This window comes from Streptomyces sp. NRRL F-5123 (assembly GCF_000721495.1).
Classification (GTDB): domain Bacteria; phylum Actinomycetota; class Actinomycetes; order Streptomycetales; family Streptomycetaceae; genus Actinacidiphila.
In genome coordinates this window covers 105,534-123,188 of record NZ_JOHY01000013.1, presented here as the reverse complement: position 1 = coordinate 123,188, position 17,655 = coordinate 105,534, and the positions used below count along the sequence as shown (strand labels likewise).

At 75.1% G+C, this 17,655-nt stretch carries 14 protein-coding genes and 1 pseudogene; 6 read left to right on the top strand and 9 right to left on the bottom strand.

Annotated elements, in window-relative coordinates; genetic code table 11:
- Positions 1-1,593, top strand: coding sequence for a N,N-dimethylformamidase beta subunit family domain-containing protein (locus IH54_RS0115530; RefSeq protein WP_234343537.1), 1,593 nt, complete (start codon positions 1-3; stop codon positions 1,591-1,593).
- A gap of 52 nt (positions 1,594-1,645) precedes the next feature.
- Here the strand turns inward: IH54_RS0115530 and IH54_RS0115525 are convergent, their stop codons facing one another.
- Complete coding sequence (locus IH54_RS0115525; RefSeq protein ID WP_052397486.1) at positions 1,646-2,323, bottom strand: ScbR family autoregulator-binding transcription factor; 678 nt, start codon at positions 2,321-2,323, stop codon at positions 1,646-1,648.
- Positions 2,324-2,465: 142 nt separating this feature from the next.
- Between IH54_RS0115525 and IH54_RS0115520 the strand changes: the two genes are divergently transcribed.
- Together IH54_RS0115520 and IH54_RS0115515 are read left to right on the top strand one after the other, a co-directional pair.
- Positions 2,466-3,383 (top strand): ScbA/BarX family gamma-butyrolactone biosynthesis protein, encoded by a 918-nt coding sequence (locus tag IH54_RS0115520; protein WP_063762308.1) that lies wholly within the window; start codon positions 2,466-2,468, stop codon positions 3,381-3,383.
- 465 nt (positions 3,384-3,848) lie between these two features.
- Entirely contained in the window at positions 3,849-4,526 is a 678-nt protein-coding gene (locus IH54_RS0115515; protein WP_031517078.1) for an HAD family hydrolase, read from the top strand.
- Positions 4,527-4,566: 40 nt separating this feature from the next.
- On the opposite strand, the gene dhaL is transcribed toward IH54_RS0115515, so the two are convergent.
- A complete protein-coding gene (dhaL, locus tag IH54_RS0115510) occupies positions 4,567-5,262 on the bottom strand; it encodes a dihydroxyacetone kinase subunit DhaL (protein WP_420711758.1) in 696 nt (231 codons plus the stop codon).
- Complete coding sequence (locus tag IH54_RS0115505; RefSeq protein WP_052397481.1) at positions 5,259-6,314, bottom strand: dihydroxyacetone kinase subunit DhaK; 1,056 nt, start codon at positions 6,312-6,314, stop codon at positions 5,259-5,261. The genes dhaL and IH54_RS0115505 overlap by 4 nt, the downstream gene beginning before the upstream one ends.
- Before the next feature lie 577 nt (positions 6,315-6,891).
- On the opposite strand from IH54_RS0115505, the pseudogene IH54_RS46830 reads away from it, so the two are divergent.
- Positions 6,892-7,914 (top strand): annotated as a pseudogene (locus IH54_RS46830) (MFS transporter); the annotation flags it as partial.
- Between the two features lie 83 nt (positions 7,915-7,997).
- On the opposite strand, the gene IH54_RS43155 reads toward IH54_RS46830, so the two are convergent.
- The 5 genes from IH54_RS43155 to IH54_RS0115475 all read right to left on the bottom strand — a co-directional run bounded on the left by IH54_RS43155 (position 7,998) and on the right by IH54_RS0115475 (position 14,974).
- On the bottom strand, positions 7,998-9,047 hold the full coding sequence (locus IH54_RS43155) for a helix-turn-helix transcriptional regulator (protein WP_031517070.1): 1,050 nt from the start codon (positions 9,045-9,047) through the stop codon (positions 7,998-8,000).
- Between the two features lie 64 nt (positions 9,048-9,111).
- Entirely contained in the window at positions 9,112-9,555 is a 444-nt protein-coding gene (locus tag IH54_RS0115490; protein ID WP_031517068.1) for an RbsD/FucU family protein, read from the bottom strand.
- 77 nt (positions 9,556-9,632) lie between these two features.
- A complete protein-coding gene (locus IH54_RS0115485) occupies positions 9,633-12,377 on the bottom strand; it encodes a hypothetical protein (RefSeq protein ID WP_052397479.1) in 2,745 nt (914 codons plus the stop codon).
- Between the two features lie 51 nt (positions 12,378-12,428).
- Positions 12,429-14,000, bottom strand: a complete 1,572-nt coding sequence (locus IH54_RS0115480; RefSeq protein ID WP_078862228.1) for a purine-cytosine permease family protein — start codon at positions 13,998-14,000, stop codon at positions 12,429-12,431.
- A 35-nt stretch (positions 14,001-14,035) separates the two neighbouring features.
- Positions 14,036-14,974, bottom strand: coding sequence for a PfkB family carbohydrate kinase (locus tag IH54_RS0115475; protein ID WP_031517063.1), 939 nt, complete (start codon positions 14,972-14,974; stop codon positions 14,036-14,038).
- A 166-nt stretch (positions 14,975-15,140) separates the two neighbouring features.
- On the opposite strand from IH54_RS0115475, the gene IH54_RS0115470 reads away from it, so the two are divergent.
- Entirely contained in the window at positions 15,141-16,109 is a 969-nt protein-coding gene (locus IH54_RS0115470) for a LacI family DNA-binding transcriptional regulator (RefSeq protein ID WP_234343536.1), read from the top strand.
- An 83-nt stretch (positions 16,110-16,192) separates the two neighbouring features.
- Here IH54_RS0115470 and IH54_RS0115465 read toward each other — a convergent pair whose 3' ends face one another.
- Entirely contained in the window at positions 16,193-16,510 is a 318-nt protein-coding gene (locus IH54_RS0115465) for a hypothetical protein (protein ID WP_031517059.1), read from the bottom strand.
- A 214-nt stretch (positions 16,511-16,724) separates the two neighbouring features.
- Between IH54_RS0115465 and IH54_RS0115460 the strand changes: the two genes are divergently transcribed.
- Positions 16,725-17,654 carry an ABC transporter substrate-binding protein gene (locus IH54_RS0115460; RefSeq protein WP_031517057.1) on the top strand — a complete coding sequence of 310 codons (930 nt, stop codon included), beginning with the start codon at positions 16,725-16,727 and terminating at the stop codon, positions 17,652-17,654.
- Position 17,655: the final 1 nt, after the last annotated feature.

Genomic DNA, 17,655 nt, shown 5'->3' with positions numbered 1-17,655 from the left:
GTGGGCGCCCTTGTGCAGGGCGGTGCGGGGGGCACGCCCGCGGACGGGCCGGGGTCCGCAAGGGCCTCGGCGCCCGCGACCGCCATCGGGTCCGGCAGCGGGGTGGCGGCGGGGCGGGCCACCCGGCGCGGGGTGCTGCTCGCCGCCGGTGCCGGGGCGCTCACCGCCGGGTGCAGCTCGGGCCCTGCCCCCGCGCCCCGCAGGACCGGCCGGGCCCCCGCCGAGTGGCAGCTCGGCCCCATGGGGCCGGACGACGCCGTCCAGGGCTATGCCGACCGGGCCAGCGTGCTGCCCGGCGAGCGCTTCGGGCTGTACGTGTCGACGACGGCCCGCACCTTCCGCGTCTCCGCCCTCCGGGTCGGCTGGTACGGCGGCGCGCAGGCCACCCGGGTGTGGGTCTCGGGGCCGGTCGCCGGCGGGCGGCAGGGGCGGGCGCGGCTGGCCGTCGCCCGGCGGACCGTCGCGGCCGGGTGGGAGCGGAGCCTTGAGGTGACCGCCGACGGCTGGCCCGAAGGGGCGTACCTGCTGCGGCTGGAGGCGGACACCGGCTTCAACCGGTACGTCCCGCTGATCGTCCGCTCCGCCCGGGCGGCGGGCCGCACACTGCTGATGCACGCCGCCGCGACCTGGCAGGCGTACAACGAGTGGGGCGGCTACAGCCTCTACCGCGGTCGGGACGGCACGTACGAGCACCGCTCGCTCGCGGTGACGTTCGACCGGCCCTACGCGGCGAGCGGCGCGGAGAAGTTCCTGGCCTACGAGCGCGGGGCCGTGGTGCTCGCCGAGCGGTCGGGCATCCCGCTGGCGTACACCACCGGGCTGGACGTGCACCGCGACCCGGCAGTGCTGCACGGCGCGACCACGGCCGTGGCGCTCGGGCACGACGAGTACTGGACGCCGCAGCAGCGCGCGCACGTCACGGCGGCCCGGGACGCGGGCACCAACCTGGTCTTCCTCGGCGCGAACACCTGCTACCGGCGCGTCCGGCTGGAGCCGGGCCCGGACGGCACGGCCGACCGCACGGTGGTCTGCTACAAGAACGCCTTCCACGCCGACCCGTACCTCGCCCGGCACCCGGACATGGCGACCACCGACTTCCGCGCCGGGCCGGGCGCGGACCCGGAGTCGTCGCTGACCGGCGTGATGTACGAGGGCTTCCCCGTCGACGCGCCCTACGTGGTGGAGAACGCCGACCACTGGATCTTCCGCGGCACCGGGGTCCGCCGCGGCGAGAGCTTCGACCACCTGGTGGGGGTGGAGTACGACCGGGTCATGCCGCGCCACCCCGCCCCAGGGCCCCTGGAGATCATCGCGCACTCCCCGCTGACCTGCAAGGGCCGCCCGAGCCACGCCGATTCGGCCTACTGCACGACGCCCGGCGGGGCGGGGGTCTTCGCCTCCGGCACGATGCGCTGGGTGGAGGCCCTGATGGCGGGCACCAACCTCGACGGCCGCGACCACGGCATGGACGCGCGCACCGGGCGCTTCGTCACCCGGGTCACCGAGAACGTCCTGACAGCCTTCGCCGAGGGACCCGCGGGCCGTGGCCGCCCGGCGCCCCGCGACAACACCGCGCGGCTGTACGGCGCCTGACGCCCCGCCGAAGTGCCACGGGGGCCGGGCGCCCGCCGGCCCTGACGGCCGGTCAGGCGGGCAGCGGGACGGGCTCGGCCGGCCCGGCAGTTTCGGCCGGCCCGGCAGGTTCGGCGGCATGGACGCGGGCGAGCAGCCCGGCGGGGTCGGGCTCGGCCTGGAGCGCGGGGAGCAGCACCTCCCACATGCCGTGCAGCCGCTCCTCGATGCGGGCCCTGCCGTCGAGGGCCTCGGAGACGGTGTGCAGGCCGAAGAAGGCGTAGACGACGGTCAGCGCGGCGGTGTCCGGCGCGATCCCCGGGGCCAGCTCACCCGACTCCCGCGCCTCGCGCAGCAGTCCGGTGACCGTCTCGGTCCACGCGGCGAACGGGCCCGGCACGGGGGCCTCGATCGCCCGGCGCTCCATCCAGAGCCGGGACCCGGCCCGTACGACGACGTCGTCGCGGAAGGCGCGGGCGACGGCGAAACTCAGCGACACCATCTTGTCCAGGGCCGGCGCGGGCGAGGCGCGGACCTGGGCGATCTTCGCGGGCCAGGTGTCGAGGGTCGCGGTGACGACCGCGAGGGCGAGTTTCTCCTTGTTGCTGAAGTGGAAGTAGATGGCACCGCTGGTGCGGCCGGACTGCGCGCTGATGTCGCTGATGCTCGTGCCGGCGTATCCGCGTTCCTCGAAAAGCCGCGCCGCGGCTTCCACCAGGTACCTGCGCGTCGCCTCGGCCCGTTCCTGCACGTCCACTCCGCAATTTCCGCCCGCCGCGCGGTGGCGGCGGTCGCCAATGGTGGCAGCAATCTAGCGCGTGACCGACTTCCCTCCGTTACATGCACGAAGCAATGCGGGTGCGAATTCTCCGGACGCGGGTTTTTCTTGTCATATGAAGAATCTGGCCGGTCCTTCGTCCTCTTGGGGCCGCGCCCCGGATCTGACCTGGTCCCACCCCGTTCCCCGGGAGCTGGTGCACCGCAGGGCAGTCACCGAGGTGCTGCTGACGGACGTCAGGGAGGGTCCGGCCGGCGGCTTCCGCGCCGCGGCCTGCTGGCCGTATCCGCACACCACCTTCCCCGCCGACGGCACGGGCCGGCACAGCCCGCTGCTCGTCGTGGAGACACTGCGCCAGCTCGGCATCTACCTGCCGCTGCGGTGGTTCGGCGTGCCGCCCGCGACCCGCATGATCATCGACGACCTGCGCTTCGCGCTGGATCCCGAGCAGGAGCCGCCCGCGCTCGCCGGGCACACCGAGATCAGCTGTGCGATACGCGTGACCGACCCGCGGCAGCGTCGCGACGGTTCGCTCGCCGCGCTGCGGCTGGAGGTCTCCTTCCGGGCCGGCGGGCGGATGTTCGCACAGGCGGGCGGGGGTGCGCGGTTCCTGCCCGAGGAGAAGTACGCGGCCGTGCGCGGCGACCGGCTCGGCGCCCCGCAGCCGCCACCGGGGCCGGGCGCGCGGCCCGCTCCCGCACTTCTCGGCGTGGCGCGCGCCGCCGACGTGGTCGTGGCACACGGGGCCGGCGGGCTCACGGTGGACCCGACGGACCCCGCCCACCCCTTCTTCTTCGACCACGCCAGCGACCACGTGCCCGGCATGGTGCTGCTGGAGGCGGCGCGGCAGAGCGCCGCGGAGGCGACCGGCGGGCAGTTGCTGCGGCCCGTCAGCGCCGTCATGGCCGCCGTGCGCTTCACCGAATACGCCCCGGCGCCGCGGATCGACGCCGTGGCCCACCACCGCACGTGCGCATTCCGGATCCGGCAGGGCAGCACGGTGACGGCATACGGCGCTCTCGGTTTCCGGTGATATGAACTGCACACAAGGGGGCGCGGCGCACGCGACACGATTCTTCACACCGGAGAATTGCTTGACCACTCCCGGTGCCCGTCCATAACGTAACGATCGTTATGTTCCTGGTGACGCCCGGTGGCGCGGGCGACCACCGGGTATCCCTTCGCGTGCCTTTTCCCGCATCTCGCTGCCGCGCGGTGCGCGGGGCCGCACCTCCCCGCCCGGGCAGGCGGGCCGAATCCCCTTCCTGCCCGTGTGCCCGGGCATTCCCGAACGGAATTCTCGCCAATGAACGACCACCGCATTTCCGTTTCCCCGCCGTCCGCGCCGGAGTCCGCCGCCACGTCGACGGCAGCGGCGCCCGTCCCCGCGCCCGCACCGTCACCCGCGCAGGGCGCGGCGGCCGCGCGCACCGCGCCGGCCGAACACGCCGCCGCGACCGACCTTCCCGCACCCGCGCGCTCCGCGGAGCGCCCCGCCCTGCTGGCCTGGACGCCGGACGCGGTCGTCTTCGACTGCGACGGCACGCTCATGGACACCGAGCGGAACTGGCAGGACGCCCGCGAACTGACGCTCCGCGACCACGGGCTGCGCGCCGCACCGGGCTTCGCCGAGCGCGCCAAGGGCGTGCACTACACCGAGTGCGGCCAGCTCATGGCCGACGAGGCGGGCCGACCGGACCTCGCCGAGGAGCTGACCGGCGCGCTCCTCGACCACTTCCGGGCGCTGGTCGCCGAGAACGCCGCGACCATGCCCGGCGCGGCGGAACTGGTCCGCCGGGCTGCGGCGTTCGCGCCGCTCGCCGTCGCCAGCAACTGCCCGGCCGACGTCGTCGAGACCTGCCTGTCCGCCGCGGGGCTGCTGTCCTTCTTCGACCACCTGGTGGTGCCCGACGACGGGGTGCGCCCCAAGCCCGCGCCCGACGTCTACCTCACCGCCGCCCGGCTGTGCGGGGCGGCGCCGGAGCGCTGCCTCGCCGTCGAGGACTCCGCGTGCGGTGTGCAGGCGGCGCGCCGCGCCGGGCTGCGCATCCTCGGCGTGGGGCCGTGGCCGGGCAACCGCGTCGTGGGGGACGTCGACCTGTGGGTCGACCGGCTGGACGACCGGGACGTCACCGCGTGGGCGGAGCGCCGGGCGGCGCGGACCCATCCGCACTGAGCCGCGCCGCGGGCCCGTCCGTCCGGCGCCGCGCCGCGGCTCAGGGCAGCAGCGGGGCGAGCACGGTGACCGGGCCCGCGGCCGCGGTGAAGAGCAGGGCGACACCGACCGCGCCGGGGTCGGGCACGCCGGCCGCGCGGTCGCCGAGATAGCTCGCGCGGCCGCGCCGGGCGGTCATCCGGGCGGTGCCGTGCACCCCGCGCCACGCCGCGCCCGCCGCCTCGCCGAGGGCCTGCGCCGGGTCGGCGCCGGTGGCCGCGGCCAGGGCCGCGGCGGCCGGGGCGAGGGCGTCGACGAGCGTCTTGTCGCCGACCTCCGCCTCGCCGACCCGCTGGATCGCGGCGAGGCCGTCGCGCACCCCCGCCGCGAGCGCGGCGGTGGGCGCGACGGCGGCGCCGTCCCGCACCGCTGTGGCCATCTCCTGGAAGAGCAGGCCGAACAGCGGTCCGCTGGTGCCGCCCACCTCGTCCAGGAAGGCGCTCGCCGCGGCCCCGAGCGGCGGCACGGGGCCGGACCCGGGCGTGGGCGGGGCGTCCAGCAGACGCAGGGCGGACTGCAGGCCGGCGACCAGGTTGGTGCCGAAGTCGCCGTCGCCGACCTGCTGGTCGAGCGCGGTCAGTTCGGACTCGGTCGCCGTGGCCGTCGCCGCGAAGGCGCGCACCCACCGCTCGGTGAAGGCCGCGAAGGCCACGGGGCCGGGGCCGGTGTGCTCGGGTCGCATGGTCGTGTCGCTCATGGTGCCTCTCCCGGGATCCGCGGCACCTCGCCCGGCCAGTCGGGCGGCGCCGGAGTGGCGGGCCAGGCCGGGGTGGCGGCCGGCGCGTCGTAGAGCCGCAGCAGTTCGTCGTCGGCGTCGAGGAGCGTGACGGAGAAGCCGCGCATGTCCAGCGCCGTGACGAAGTCGCCGACGAGGACCCGTACGGTCTCCGCGCCGCGCTTGTCCAGCAGCCGCGCGACCTCCCGCAGCACCGCGTACAGCTCCAGCCTGGTGACGCCGCCGAGGCCGTTGACCAGCACGATCAGCCGCGAACTGCCGCCCAGGCCGAGCGCGTCGGCCAGCGAGGCGACCATCTCCTCGGCCAGGTCGCGCAGCGAGCGGGACCTGAGCGTGCGGGCGGCGCGCTCGCCGTGGATGCCGACGCCGTACTCCAGCGTCCCCGACCGCAGCTCGAAGGCGGGCGCTCCGGTCACCGGCGAGGTGTGCGGGGCCGACGCGACAGCGAGGCTCCGGCACCGGGCCACGACCTCGGTGCCGAGGGCTTCGAGCTCGGCCAGGCCGCGGCCGGTGTCCGCGGCGGCGCCGAGGATCTTCTCGACCAGCACGGCCGCGCCGGTGCCGCGCCGCCCGGTGGCGGAATCCGCGGACTGCGAGGCGATGTCGTCGTCGATCAGCACCCGCCCGCAGCGGATGCCCTCGTGGGCGAGCCGCTCGGCGGCGATGCCGAAGTTGATCCGGTCCCCGGTGTAGTTCTTGACCAGCAGCAGCACCCCGTCCTCGCGGGCGACCGAGCGGGCCGCGGCGAAGACCTGGCGGTTGTGCGGCGAGGCGAAGACCCGTCCCGGGCAGGCGGCATCCAGCATGCCGGCTCCGACGTACCCGGTGTGCAGCGGCTCGTGCCCGGAGCCGCCGCCGGAGACCAGTCCGACGCGGCGTGCCGGGGCGGGCCGCAGCGCGCACAGATAGCCGTCCCGCTCGTCCCAGCGGACGGTGTCCGCGTGGGCGAGGGCGAAACCGGCCAGCGCGTCGTCCACCAGGTCGGGGAGGGCGTTGGCGAAGTACAGGCTCATGGCTGCGACCTCCTGTCCCCACCTCATCGTCAGGGCTGACCCGGCGACCGGCAACCGGGTGCCGGCCGGGCCCGGCCCACGCAGGGTGTCCGGCCTGCCCGGCGCCCGCGCGCGGCGCGGGCGCCTCACCCGGACGGCGTAAGGGCGCGCGGCCCGGCGTGTGAGGGCCGGAAGCGCGCGCAGGGCGGGGGCGGCGCACCCGGAGTCATGCGCCTGGCGCAGCCCCGGCCGGAGGCCCCGAGCCGGGGCCGGGGCCGCGTGGTGGCGTATCCCGCGACCATGGCCTCCCGCCCGGCCGGGGCAGCGCCTGCCCGCGCCGGGCTGCCGGTCCCGGGGCACCGCGCCGGGGCACCGCGCCGGGGCCTCCGGGCCAGGTGGCGCACCACGGCGCCGTGGTGACGCGGCATCAGGGGTTCCGCCCCCGCTCCGGGGAAGCCCCGCGTTCCCGGCCTGACCCGGATCGGGGCTGCGCCCCCCGAGCGGCCCCACGCGGTTCCGGCACCGCAACGGATCCCCGGTGCACGCGAGTTCCACTTCACTGACAGAAGATGTCAGCAGACCTACGGACAGTGGTGCCATGCACCTGGCTCACCAATCCTCCCGCCGGGCCGAGCGGCTGCTCGTGCCCGCCGCCTTCGCCACCGCGCTCGGCAACAACGTCCAGCTCATCGTCGGCGCGCTGCTCATGATCAGGGAGCAGCGGACCATGACGGCCGTGGGCTGGCTCTTCATCGCCGTCGCCGGACCGCAGGCGCTGCTGTCGCCCTTCTTCGGGCGGATGGCCGACCGCTTCGACCGCCGGACCCTGTGGATCGGCTGCGACGCCACCAGCGCGGCGCTGGCCCTCGCGCTGCCGCTGTGGCTGGTCTGCGGCGGCTCCCCCGCGCCCGGCATCTACGGTGCGAACCTGGCGCTCGCCGTCGTCAGCGCCCTCTTCCTGCCGGCCAGTTCCGCGCTGATCAAGGAGCGGGTGCCCGCGGAGCGGCTGCGGCGGTTCAACGCCCGCTACGAGATGGGGACGCAGGCAGGGATGCTGCTGTCGGCGACGGTGGGCGGGCTGTGCGTCCAGGCCTTCGGCGCCGTGCCGCTGCTGGTGTTCAACGCCGCGACCTTCGCCGTCTCCGCGCTCTGCGTCGTGGCGGTGGGGCGGCGGCCGGACGGGAAGCCGACGGCGGCCGCCCCTGCGGGGGCTCCAGCGCCCGCTGCCCCGCACGGGCCGCTGCGGATGCGCCGCTTCATCCTGCTCTACGCCCAGGGGAGCGTGGTCGTCACGGTCTTCAACGCCCTGCTGCCCACCGCCCTCATCGGTGAACTCCACTGCGGCGCGGGGGCGTTCGGCGTCGTGGACGCGCTCGGCTCGCTGGGCTTCCTGGCGGCGGCCGGCGGCTACCGGATCGTCAGCAGGCGCAGCCCCGACCTGCGGATCGCCGTCGCGGGCTTCCTGGTCTGCGACGCCGGTCTGGTGCTGCAGAGCGAGTTCGGGCTCACCGGCTTCCTCGTCGCGGTGCCGCTGGGCGCGTTCTTCTTCGGGCAGGCCCGGATCGCCTCCCGGACCATGCTGATGGCGTCGGCCGACGACGCGACGGTGGGCAGGGTCTTCGGGCTGGCGAACGGGGGCGGGCTGGCGGCCACGGTCGCCGTGATGCTGCTGGTCGCGGCGGTCACCGACCACAGCGACACGCGCTACGGCTTCGGGGTGCTGGCCGCTCTCGGGCTGCTGGCGACGCTGTCCGCCGGGCTGCTGCTGCGGTCGCCGTCCCCCCGCCGGTACCGGCCGAGCACCGCTGCGGCCGCGTCCGCGACCGCGCGGCGCAGCTCCTCGGGGGCCAGCACCTCGATGTCAGGCCCGAGGGACAGCAGCGTCGGCACCGCCAGGCCGACCGATTCCAGGGGCACCGTCGCCGTGACCCAGCCGTCCGCCTCCGGCGGCCCCGCCGAGGCCTCGACCGCGCGGACCAGGGCCGCGTCCAGGCGGTCCGGCAGCGCGGGCAGCAGCGTGGGGGCGAACCGGACGCGGGCCTGAAGCCGGAGCCTGCGCGCGTCGTAGGCGGCCAGGTACTCCTGCCAGTGGGCGGCGAGGTCGAAGCCGCCGGGTCGCTCGAAGCCGTCCTCGGTGACGTCGAGGCGGAGGATCGAGGACACCCGGTAGGTCCGCACCGCGCCGTCCACCGCGGCGACGAGGTACCAGACGCCCGCCTTGAGGACCAGCCCGTAGGGGTCGAGCGCGCGCTCGACCTCCTTGGGCTCCGCCCAGCGGCGGTAGCGCACACGGATCCGCCGCTGGTTCCACACGGCTCCGGCGAGCGCCACCAGCTCGGGCGGGGAATCCTGCTCGCGGTACCAGCCGAGGGCGTCGAGGTGGAAGCGCTCGCGAACCCGCCCCGCCCGGTCCCGCAGCGGGGCGGGCAGCGCGGCGGTCAGCTTGAGCTGCGCCGCGGCGAGCACCTCGCCCAGTCCCAGGTCGTCGGCCGCGCCGGGCAGCCCGGCGAGGAAGAGGGACTCGGCCTCGTCGGCGTGCAGCCCGGTCAGCCGAGTGCGGTAGCCGCCGAGCAGCTCGTAGCCGCCGTGGTGCCCGGAGTCGCCGTAGACCGGGATGCCCGCGCCGCTCAGCGACTCGATGTCCCGGTAGACGGTCCGGACCGACACGCCCAGCTCCGCGGCCAGCTCACCGGCCGTCAGCCTGCCCCGGTTCTGCAGCAGGAGGACGAGGGAGAGGAGCCGGGCCGCGCGCATGCACCGATCATCGCAGGGCCCCGGAGCAGGGAGCGGCACCCGTACAGCACAGGGAACCCCGGCGTCACGCGGGTGCGAACTCGGGAAGAACGCCCTTGGCCAGCAGGAAGCAGCCGTACGGCCGGTCCTCGCCGGTGATCACGACGGCGAAGGCGGCGCGGGCGCGGTCGTAGAACGCCTGGCGCTCCAGCGCCTCGACGGCGACGGGCCGGCCCGCCTGCTCCGTCACGACGGCGAGGAACTCCGCCTGCACCGGCGGCCGGCTGCCGGGGTCCCCGACGACCTCCATCCGTGCGACGGGTTCGGGGACGAACGTGTCGAGCGGCAGGAGCCCGAGTACGGCCCGGCCCGCGGAGACGACATCGGCGCCGTCGAGGCGGATCACGCGCCCGTTCACGGAGTGGGCGGGGAAATTCCGGTCGACGAGCGCGACGGTGTCCCCGTGGCCCATGCACGCGAGCGCGTGGAGCAGGTCCGGGGAGAGCAGGGGGTCGATCCCCTTGAGCATGGTCGGCAGCCTTCTGTCGTACGGGGGCGGATGCGCATACAGGTGCGGGTGCGGGTGCCGTTGCGGGCCCGGCCGGGTCAGCGGCCGGTGCCCGGCGCGGGCGGCGCGTCCCGGCTGCGCAGCACGGGCGGCGCGAGCAGCCCGCAGGGCTCGGGGGCGGTGCGCAGGCCCGTGCCGGCGTAATAGCGGTTCGCCGCCGGAGGGGTGAGGCGGATGCGCAGCTCGTTCGGGCCCGGTCGCAGGCAGCCCGCGGGGATCGTGAAACGGTAGGGCGACCAGCCGCGGTCCCCGGCCCTCGCCCCGTTGACGGACACCGACGCCCCTCCGGCGACGGCCGGAAGCGTCAGTTCCAGCGTGGCCGGCGCGTCGAGCGTGATCTGCCGTACGTAGTCGGCGGGGCCCGCGAACGAGGGAAGGCCCTGGCCCTCCCAGCCGTGCGTGACCGCGATCGGGCGGCTCGTGCCCGCCTCCTCGTGGGCGTCGCCGGGGATCTCCAGGGACCACCCGCACACGAGCTCCCGCGGCTGTGACCAGGCGGCGCCGTCGGGGTCCGGCCCCTCGGCGGCCGCCACCGCGCCGGGCAGGGCCTGCGGGCCGCGATGCAGGCACAGCAGGCGCAGGGCGTTCGGCTCCAGCCGCCACGCGACCGTGCCCTCAGCCGGTCCGAGGTCGCGCACGCCGCCGTCGGCGGCCGTCCACTCCTCGACGCGCCAGACCCCCTCGGGCAGCCGGACGTCCACCGTCGCCCCGGCCCCGGCCCCGGGGTCGGCGAAGCAGGCGAACCGGAAGGCCCCGGGGGATTCCGGGCCTCCGCGCCAGCGCACCGCCGAGCCCTCCGGCGTGCGCACCTCGGGCACGTCCGGGTCGTACGGGACGAGTCCGCGCAGCGTCCTCGCACCGGGGACCGCGTCCGGCGCCTCCACCGAGGGTGCCAGCTCCGCCCAGTCCGCCGCGGCGGTCTGCGGCCCTTCCTGGTAGACGCCGGGCGTGGCTCCGGCGGCGAGCACCCGTACCCCCGCCTCGGCGATGCGGCGGATCCGGCGCAGCACCGCGGCGGAGCGCAGCGTGGTCACGGCGGGCAGGACGAGCGCCCGGTAGCGCCGCCCGCCGAAGTGGACGGCGCCCTCCGTCACGGTCGCGGCCTCGATGTCGCGCTCGTCGACGAGGTGGAATCCGACCCCGGCCTCGGTGAGGGCACGGGTCCAGTCACCGGTCGCACGGGCCGCCGCGCCGAGCTGCCCCTGCGTCCACAGCGTGCGCAGCGGGTAGAGGACCGCGACGTCGGCCCGGGGTGTCACGGGCTCCAGGAATTCGCTCAGCCGCGCGCTCTCCAGGGCGAACCGCGGGTGGTGGTCGGCGAACCAGGGCTCGAAGTTGATCCCCGGGGGGAAGTCGAAGCGGGGGTTGCTCATGGACTCGTGGTCCCCACCGTGGCCGTGGGTCTGGTAGAAGCCGTGGAAGATCATCTGCCGCATGCCGTGCAGGTGGTGGGTGATCGCGGTGGTACGCAGCTCCTGCAGACCCAGCCCCCAGTGGCCGGACCACGGCGCGCCGCCCTCGGGCGGAGTGAGGAAGTACTGCTCGACCATCGTGCCGCTGCGGCCGTGGTGGCGGGCGACCGAGTCGCCGAACACCGGGCTGAGCTGCGCGACGCCGTCCTGGGCGTCCACCGCCGTCAGATCCCGGTACCCGTCCACGCCGAAGTGGTCGAGCCCGAAGTTCACCCGCAGGTCCCAGTGCGCGAACGCGGTGTCCAGCCGCCAGCCGCCGACGTGTCCGAGCACCTCGTGGCCGGACTGGAGCAGGCCGTGGGCGTGGCTCCAGTCCCGCAGCCGGCCGAGGAAGGTCCGTGTCGCGTAGGCGCTGAAGTGCTCGTAGAACTGGGCGCGCAGGGCCAGCTGCTCCGGTTCGTCCCCGTCCAGCACCGCGGCGAGCACGTCGGGCGTGCGCTCGCCCCAGCGCTCGCGGATCGAGGCGGCCAGGCGGGCGTGGAAGGGCATCGCCGAGCGCAGATCGCCGGTGCGGCCCTCCCAGTCGTAGTACACGGCGTGCGGCTGGTCGAAGAACATGTAGGCGACGGTGCTGCCGAAGAAGTCGCCCAGGGCGTCGGCGAACGGCCGGCAGCCGGCCTCGACGAAGCGGTCGACGGCGGCCGGGTCGACGGGGTTGACCAGCCGGGAGGTGGCGCACCGGGCCGAGACCAGGACGATCGTCCCGGCCCCGTCCGGGACGGGCTCGGCGAGGTGGACGCTGCACCCGTCGGCGGCGCCCCGCAGCCGGTCGACGAGGTCCGGCCGCTCGGCGACCGGGCCGTGCGGTCCGGCCGTGACGAGGACGTACTCGGTCCGCCAGTCGGCCCACTCGACCGCGCCGCCCTCGTAGTGCCAGCGCATCGCGGCCGGGCCCAGGTCCTCGGTCGCCGAGCGGATGCCGCCCAGCGTCCCGGCGTCCTCCCCCGGGCCTATCCGCACCCAGAACAGATGCCGCTCGCGCAGCTCGTCGTGCCCTTCCACCGCGCGGCCGCCGGCGTGGCCGGTCTGCCAGTTGTAGTCGTCGTAGATGCCGACGACCATCCCGTACCGCGCGGCCTCCTCGACGGCGCAGCGGCAGGCGGCGAGGTAGTCCTCGTCCAGGTAGCCCTCGATCGGGTACGACAGGCGGGCCTGCACCTGGAAGCCGCGGATCCCGGCGTCGTGCATCTGCCGGACCTGGGTGCGGATCGTGTCCCGGCCGGGCAGGTGGTGCCAGAACCAGTAGGTGGCGGGCGAATGCCACGGGTCGGGATGCCGGAACCGCTCCAGCGCGGTCTCGTGTGCGGACACGGATGTCAGCTCCTCAGGTGGCGGCGGGCGGCCCCGCCGCCACCGGTTCGGTCAGCGGTCGGTCGCGTCGGCCGGGGCACGGCCGGGCGCGTCGCGGGGAGGGACCACCGGGCTGCCGCTGCCGCTGCCACCGGCTGCGGAGGTCGCGAGCGAGTAGTCGGGCTTCGGGTCCAGGCGCAGCCCGAAGGTGAGCAGTGCGTAGAGCGCCCCGGCGATCGCCATGGCGATGACGATCCCGAGCCCGCTCGCGCCGAACACCCCGTCCTGCGCACCGGATGTGAGCAGGAAGCCGGTGATCTTCGCGAAGTTCGGGTCGGAGCTGGTGACAAGGCCGAGGCCGAGGACCGTGGCGACGACCAGGCTCGTGATCGCCGTCCACCGCCCGTCGCGCCCACCGTACCCGCGCGCCTCGGCCAGGTCGGTGTTCCAGCCCAGGCGGCGCTGCCGGACGAAGTCGACCAGCTGGATCGCGCCCATCGATCCCATCATCACGGCGATGAGCGACAGGAACGACTGGAAGGTCGCGAGGAAGGAGGTGGAGACGAACTCCAGGTAGAAGGCACCGGCCGCGATGATCGTGGCGTTGATCGCGGTCGTCGCGGAGCGGCGCAGCGGGACGCCGACGGCCATCAGCGCGAGACCGGAGCTGTACATCCCGGTGATGGCCGCGGAGACCAGCGAGATGACGATCACGACGGAGAAGGGGACGAAGAACCACATGGGCAGCAGCGCGGTCAGCGCTCCGACCGGGTCGGCGGCCGTGGCACCGCCGAGCTTCGGGTCCCCGCCGACGAGCAGCGCCCCGACGACGAGCATGACGACGACCGGCGCGCTCAGCCCGGCGACCGTCCACCCGACCACACCGCGGGCCCTGGTCTCGCGCGGGAGGTAGCGCGCGAAGTCACCGCCGTAGTTGAGGAAGCCCAGGCCGACGAGGGTCATCGCCATGATGACGCCGCCGACGAACTCCAGCGGGCCGCCCGCGCGGGGGTCGCCGAGGTGCGACCACTCGATCTCGGGCAGCACGAACCCGAGGAACGCCACCGTCATGACGCCGGTCAGCCACGAGATCCACACCTCGATCCGCATGATGAGCTGGTGCCCGAGCACGGCGACCGTCATCGTCACCGCGAGCACGACCACGAACCACAGCGCGAGCGCCGGGGTGGTGCTCGAACCGTCGTCTCTCGCGAAAGCGGACGGCCACAGCTTCGCGAAGAGGTGGGCGCCGGTGCTGGAGGCGAGGGTGATGATCGTCACCTTCCAGCCCATGTTGGACAGGTAGGCGAAGAACGCGGGGATCCGGTTGCCCTTGATGCCGAAGGCGAAGCGCGTCTGGGTGAGCGTCGGCAGCCCCGTGCGGGGGCCGCCGACCGCGAGGATGCCGACGAGGGCGGCCGAGGCGAGATACCCGATGGTGCCCGCCACGATCGTCTGCCAGACGTTCAGGCCGAGGCCGAAGACGAAGATGCCGTAGCTGACGCCGAGGATCGATATGTTCCAGGCGAACCAGACGGCGAACAGGCCGCGGGGCTGCCCGCGCCGTTCGGCGTCGGGAACGGGGTTGACGCCGTTCGACTCGACGGTGGTGCCTCGTCGTCCTTGCTGAGCCGCATTGCTCATGGACGTGCGCCTTTCGCTGGAGGGCTGGTGAAGGGTCAGGGGGTGGGTCGGTTTCCGGCGGCCGCCGGTTCGCGGGCCACGAGGGCGTCGACGGCTTCCGGGCTCAGTACGGCCCCGCGGGCGCCGGGCGCGGTCACCGCGAGCGCGGCCGCGGCGCACGCCCGTACGGCTGCCGCGCCGAGGGCCCGGCCCGCGGCGAGGCCGGCGGCGAGGGCGCCGAGGAAGGCGTCGCCCGCGCCGACCGTGTCCACCGCCTCGACCCGGAACGCGGGTACGTACGTAAGGATGCCGCGCTCGGAGACGACGGCGCCGCCGTGGCCCAGGGTGACGACGCAGTCGCCGAGGACGCCGCCGCCGAGGACGGCCGCGACCGCCTCGGGGGTGGCGGGGGCCGGGCCGAGGCCGAGCAGGTCGGCCAGCTCCCCGGCGTTGAGTACGAGGACGTCGACGAGCGCGAGCAGCTCGCGGTCGAGGGCGCGTGCCGGCGACGGGTTGAGCAGCACGCGCGCCCGCCCGGCCCAGGCACGCAGTGCCGCCTCCACCACCGGGGCGGGCACCTCGTGGTTGGTCACCACCACGGCGGGCGGCGCCCCGGCCGCCGCGAGGGCGCGGACATGCTCGGGCCGCAGCAGGTCGTTGGCACCCGCGTCGACCACGATGCAGTTGTCCTCCGGGCCGACGAGCAGCACCGCGGAACCGGTGGCGGCGTCGTCGTGCCGCAGGACCGGGGCGAGGTCGACCCCGGCGGCCGCGAGGTCGGCGAGGGCCGGACCGGCGTCCCGCCCGACGCTGGCGAGCAGGGAGACCCGGGCGCCCAGGCGCCGCGCGGCGAGCGCCTGGTTCGCGCCCTTCCCGCCCCCGGCCTGGAAGCGGCCGCGCGCCCGGACCGTCTCCCCGTCGCGCGGCAGGCGGTCGAGCCGGTAGCCGATGTCGAGGTTGACGGAACCGACGACGAGCACTTCCCCGCCGCCCACGAGGCGCTCGCCCGCGCGGCGTTCTGGAGGTGTTTGCGGTAGATTCTCCTCTGGGAAATGCATTTCCAAAGGAAAGCACGGGGCCTTCCTCCTCGTCAACGGCCCGGTGCGGACCTCCCTGCTAGCATCGGCGCCGGACACGGAGGGGATCGGGATGGGCGCGCGCGTGAGCTTGAAGGACGTGGCCGCGCGCGCCGGGGTGTCCGTCACGACCGCGAGCCGGGTGCTCTCCGGGGTGCAGCGCAATGTCGACCCGGAAATGGCCGAGCGCGTGCGCGCCGCGTGCGAGGTGCTGGGCTACAAGGTCAACGCGGCCGCCCGTGCCCTGCGGGTCCAGTCCATGGATGCCGTCGCGCTGGTCGTGCCCGCGATCGCGAACGCGTATTTCGCCGAGCTGGTCTCGGCGTACTCGCGCCGCCTCGGCCACCTGGGCAAGCGCCTGGTGACGATCGACACCGACGAGAGCCCGGAGATCGAGCGGCGCCAGCTCGGCGGCATGGACCGGGTGCTCGTCGACGCCGTCCTCGTCGTGCCCGCGGCCTACGAGCGCAGCGGCGCGGCGATAGCCGAACTCGCCCGCTCCGGCCGCGTCGTCCAGGTCGACCGCAGGGCGCGCGGGGTGGAGGCGCCGTCGGTGCGGCTCGACAACGCCGCGGGAGTGCGCCTGCTGGTCGAGCATCTGCGGTCGCGGGGGCGGCACGGCATCCTGCTGGTCGACGCGCAGGAGGACTCGTCCTCCAGCATCGAGCGCACCGCGGCCTTCCGCGCGCTGGCCGGACCGGGCGACCGGGTGCTGGAGATGCCCAGCTTCACGGTCGCCAGCGGCATCGAGGCGGCCGGGCACCTGCTCGCGGACCCGCGGCGGACCGACGCGGTCATCTGCACCGCCGACGTCGTCGCGGTCGGCCTGCTCACGGCGCTCCAGCACGCCGGCAAGCGCGTACCGGACGACTACGCGATCGCGACCTTCGACGGAACGTTCCTCTCGGAGACCGCCGCCCCGGGGCTGACCACGCTCGGCTCGGTCGCCGACGGCATGGTCGAGGCCTCGCTGACGCTCCTCGAAAGCGGCGCGGGCGACGCGGGCGACGTCGTACTGGCCCCCGAACTGGTGGTGCGCGGCTCCACGGGCTGACCCCCTCGGGGGACGGCCACCGGGACCTCACGGTCCTCCGGTGGCCGCCGCCCGTCACCGGGTGCGCGGCCGCGCTCCGGTCGTCAGCTCCCCGCCCCGACGCCGAAGGCCCGGGTGACGGTCTGGGTCGGCGAACTGCCGTCGCCCGCCGCGACCTGCACGCGCAGCGTCGCGGACGACGCGTCCCGGGGCGCGGTCAGGTCGGCGTGCGCCGCCGACCGTCCACCGGCCGGGTGGACGGTGACGGGACGCCAGGTGGCGCCGTCGTCCCAGCTCACCTCGAGACGCGGGGCGCCGATCGTCGCCCCGGCGGCGCCGGGTGCCCGCTGGACGGCGACGGGAACACCGGCCGGTCCGTCGCACGAGCAGTCTCGTCCGGCGGCGATCGATGAGTCCCACACATGCTCGCCGTCTCATCGATCACCGAAATCGATGGATTCCGTGGCGCCCTGACGGACAGCCGGCTCCCGCGCCCCGGGCCGGCGCCGCCGGGCCGCGATCGCCGGGCGCCACCTGGGGCGGCACCGCGAAACACCCCGGACACAAACGTCCGCCATCCGGACAACCGGCTCAATCCCGTGGACAGTCGAGCCGTCGCGATGCCAGGGTCCGGCCATGAGTCCCGTGAAACCGCCGTCCCCGAGCCGCCCGGTCCTCGCCGCCGCCGTCCTGCTCCTCGGCACGGCCCTGACCGCGGCCCTCACCGGCTGCTCCCCGCAGAGCGACACCTCCTCCTCCGGCACGCCGTCGGCCCCCGCGAGCGGCACGTCCGCCACGAACGCGGCCACCTCCTCGTGCGGCGCCGCCTCGCTGCCCACCCGCACCGCGGGCAAGCTCACGGTGGGGACGGACAACCCGGCGTACGGGCCGTGGTTCTCCGACGACAAGCCCGCCAACGGCAAGGGCTACGAGTCCGCGGTGGCCTACGCCGTCGCGAAGCAGCTCGGGTTCGGGCCGGGCCAGGTGGTCTGGCAGACCGTGCCGTTCAACTCGGCCTTCTCCCCCGGCGTGAAGAACTTCGACTTCGACATCAACCAGGTGTCCATCAGCGACGAGCGCAGGAAGACCGTCGACTTCTCCCCCGGCTACTACGACGTCCGGCAGGCCGTCGTCGCCCGCAAGGGCTCACCGATCGCCGGCGCCACCACGCTGGCGGACCTCAAGCAGGCCAAACTCGGCGCCCAGGTCGGCACGACCAGCCTCGACACCGTCACCGGCGTCGTGAAGCCGGCCCGGCAGCCGGCGGTCTTCCAGCGCAACGACCTCGCCGTGGCCGCGCTGAAGAACGGCCAGGTCGACGGGATCGTGGTGGACCTGCCGACCGCCTTCTACATCACCGGCGCGCAGGTGCAGGACGCGAAGGTCGTCGGGCAGCTCGACTCGGCGGGCGGCCCGACCGAGCAGTTCGGGCTGGTCCTGGACAAGGGCAGCAAGCTCACCCCGTGCGTGTCGGCGGCCGTGACGCAGCTGCGCGCCGACGGCACGCTCGCCGGGCTGGAGAAGCAGTGGCTGTCGGACGCGGTCGACGCGCCGGTGCTGAAGTGAC

Coding starts and splice junctions, on each gene's coding strand:
- IH54_RS0115460 (WP_031517057.1), top strand. CDS start 16,725: ATGAGTCCCGTGAAACCGCCGTCCCCGAGCCGCCCGGTCCTCGCCGCC.
- dhaL (WP_420711758.1), bottom strand. CDS start 5,262: ATGAGCGACACGACCATGCGACCCGAGCACACCGGCCCCGGCCCCGTG.
- IH54_RS43155 (WP_031517070.1), bottom strand. CDS start 9,047: ATGCGCGCGGCCCGGCTCCTCTCCCTCGTCCTCCTGCTGCAGAACCGG.
- IH54_RS0115490 (WP_031517068.1), bottom strand. CDS start 9,555: ATGCTCAAGGGGATCGACCCCCTGCTCTCCCCGGACCTGCTCCACGCG.
- IH54_RS0115505 (WP_052397481.1), bottom strand. CDS start 6,314: ATGAGCCTGTACTTCGCCAACGCCCTCCCCGACCTGGTGGACGACGCG.
- IH54_RS0115480 (WP_078862228.1), bottom strand. CDS start 14,000: ATGAGCAATGCGGCTCAGCAAGGACGACGAGGCACCACCGTCGAGTCG.
- IH54_RS0115520 (WP_063762308.1), top strand. CDS start 2,466: ATGAAGAATCTGGCCGGTCCTTCGTCCTCTTGGGGCCGCGCCCCGGAT.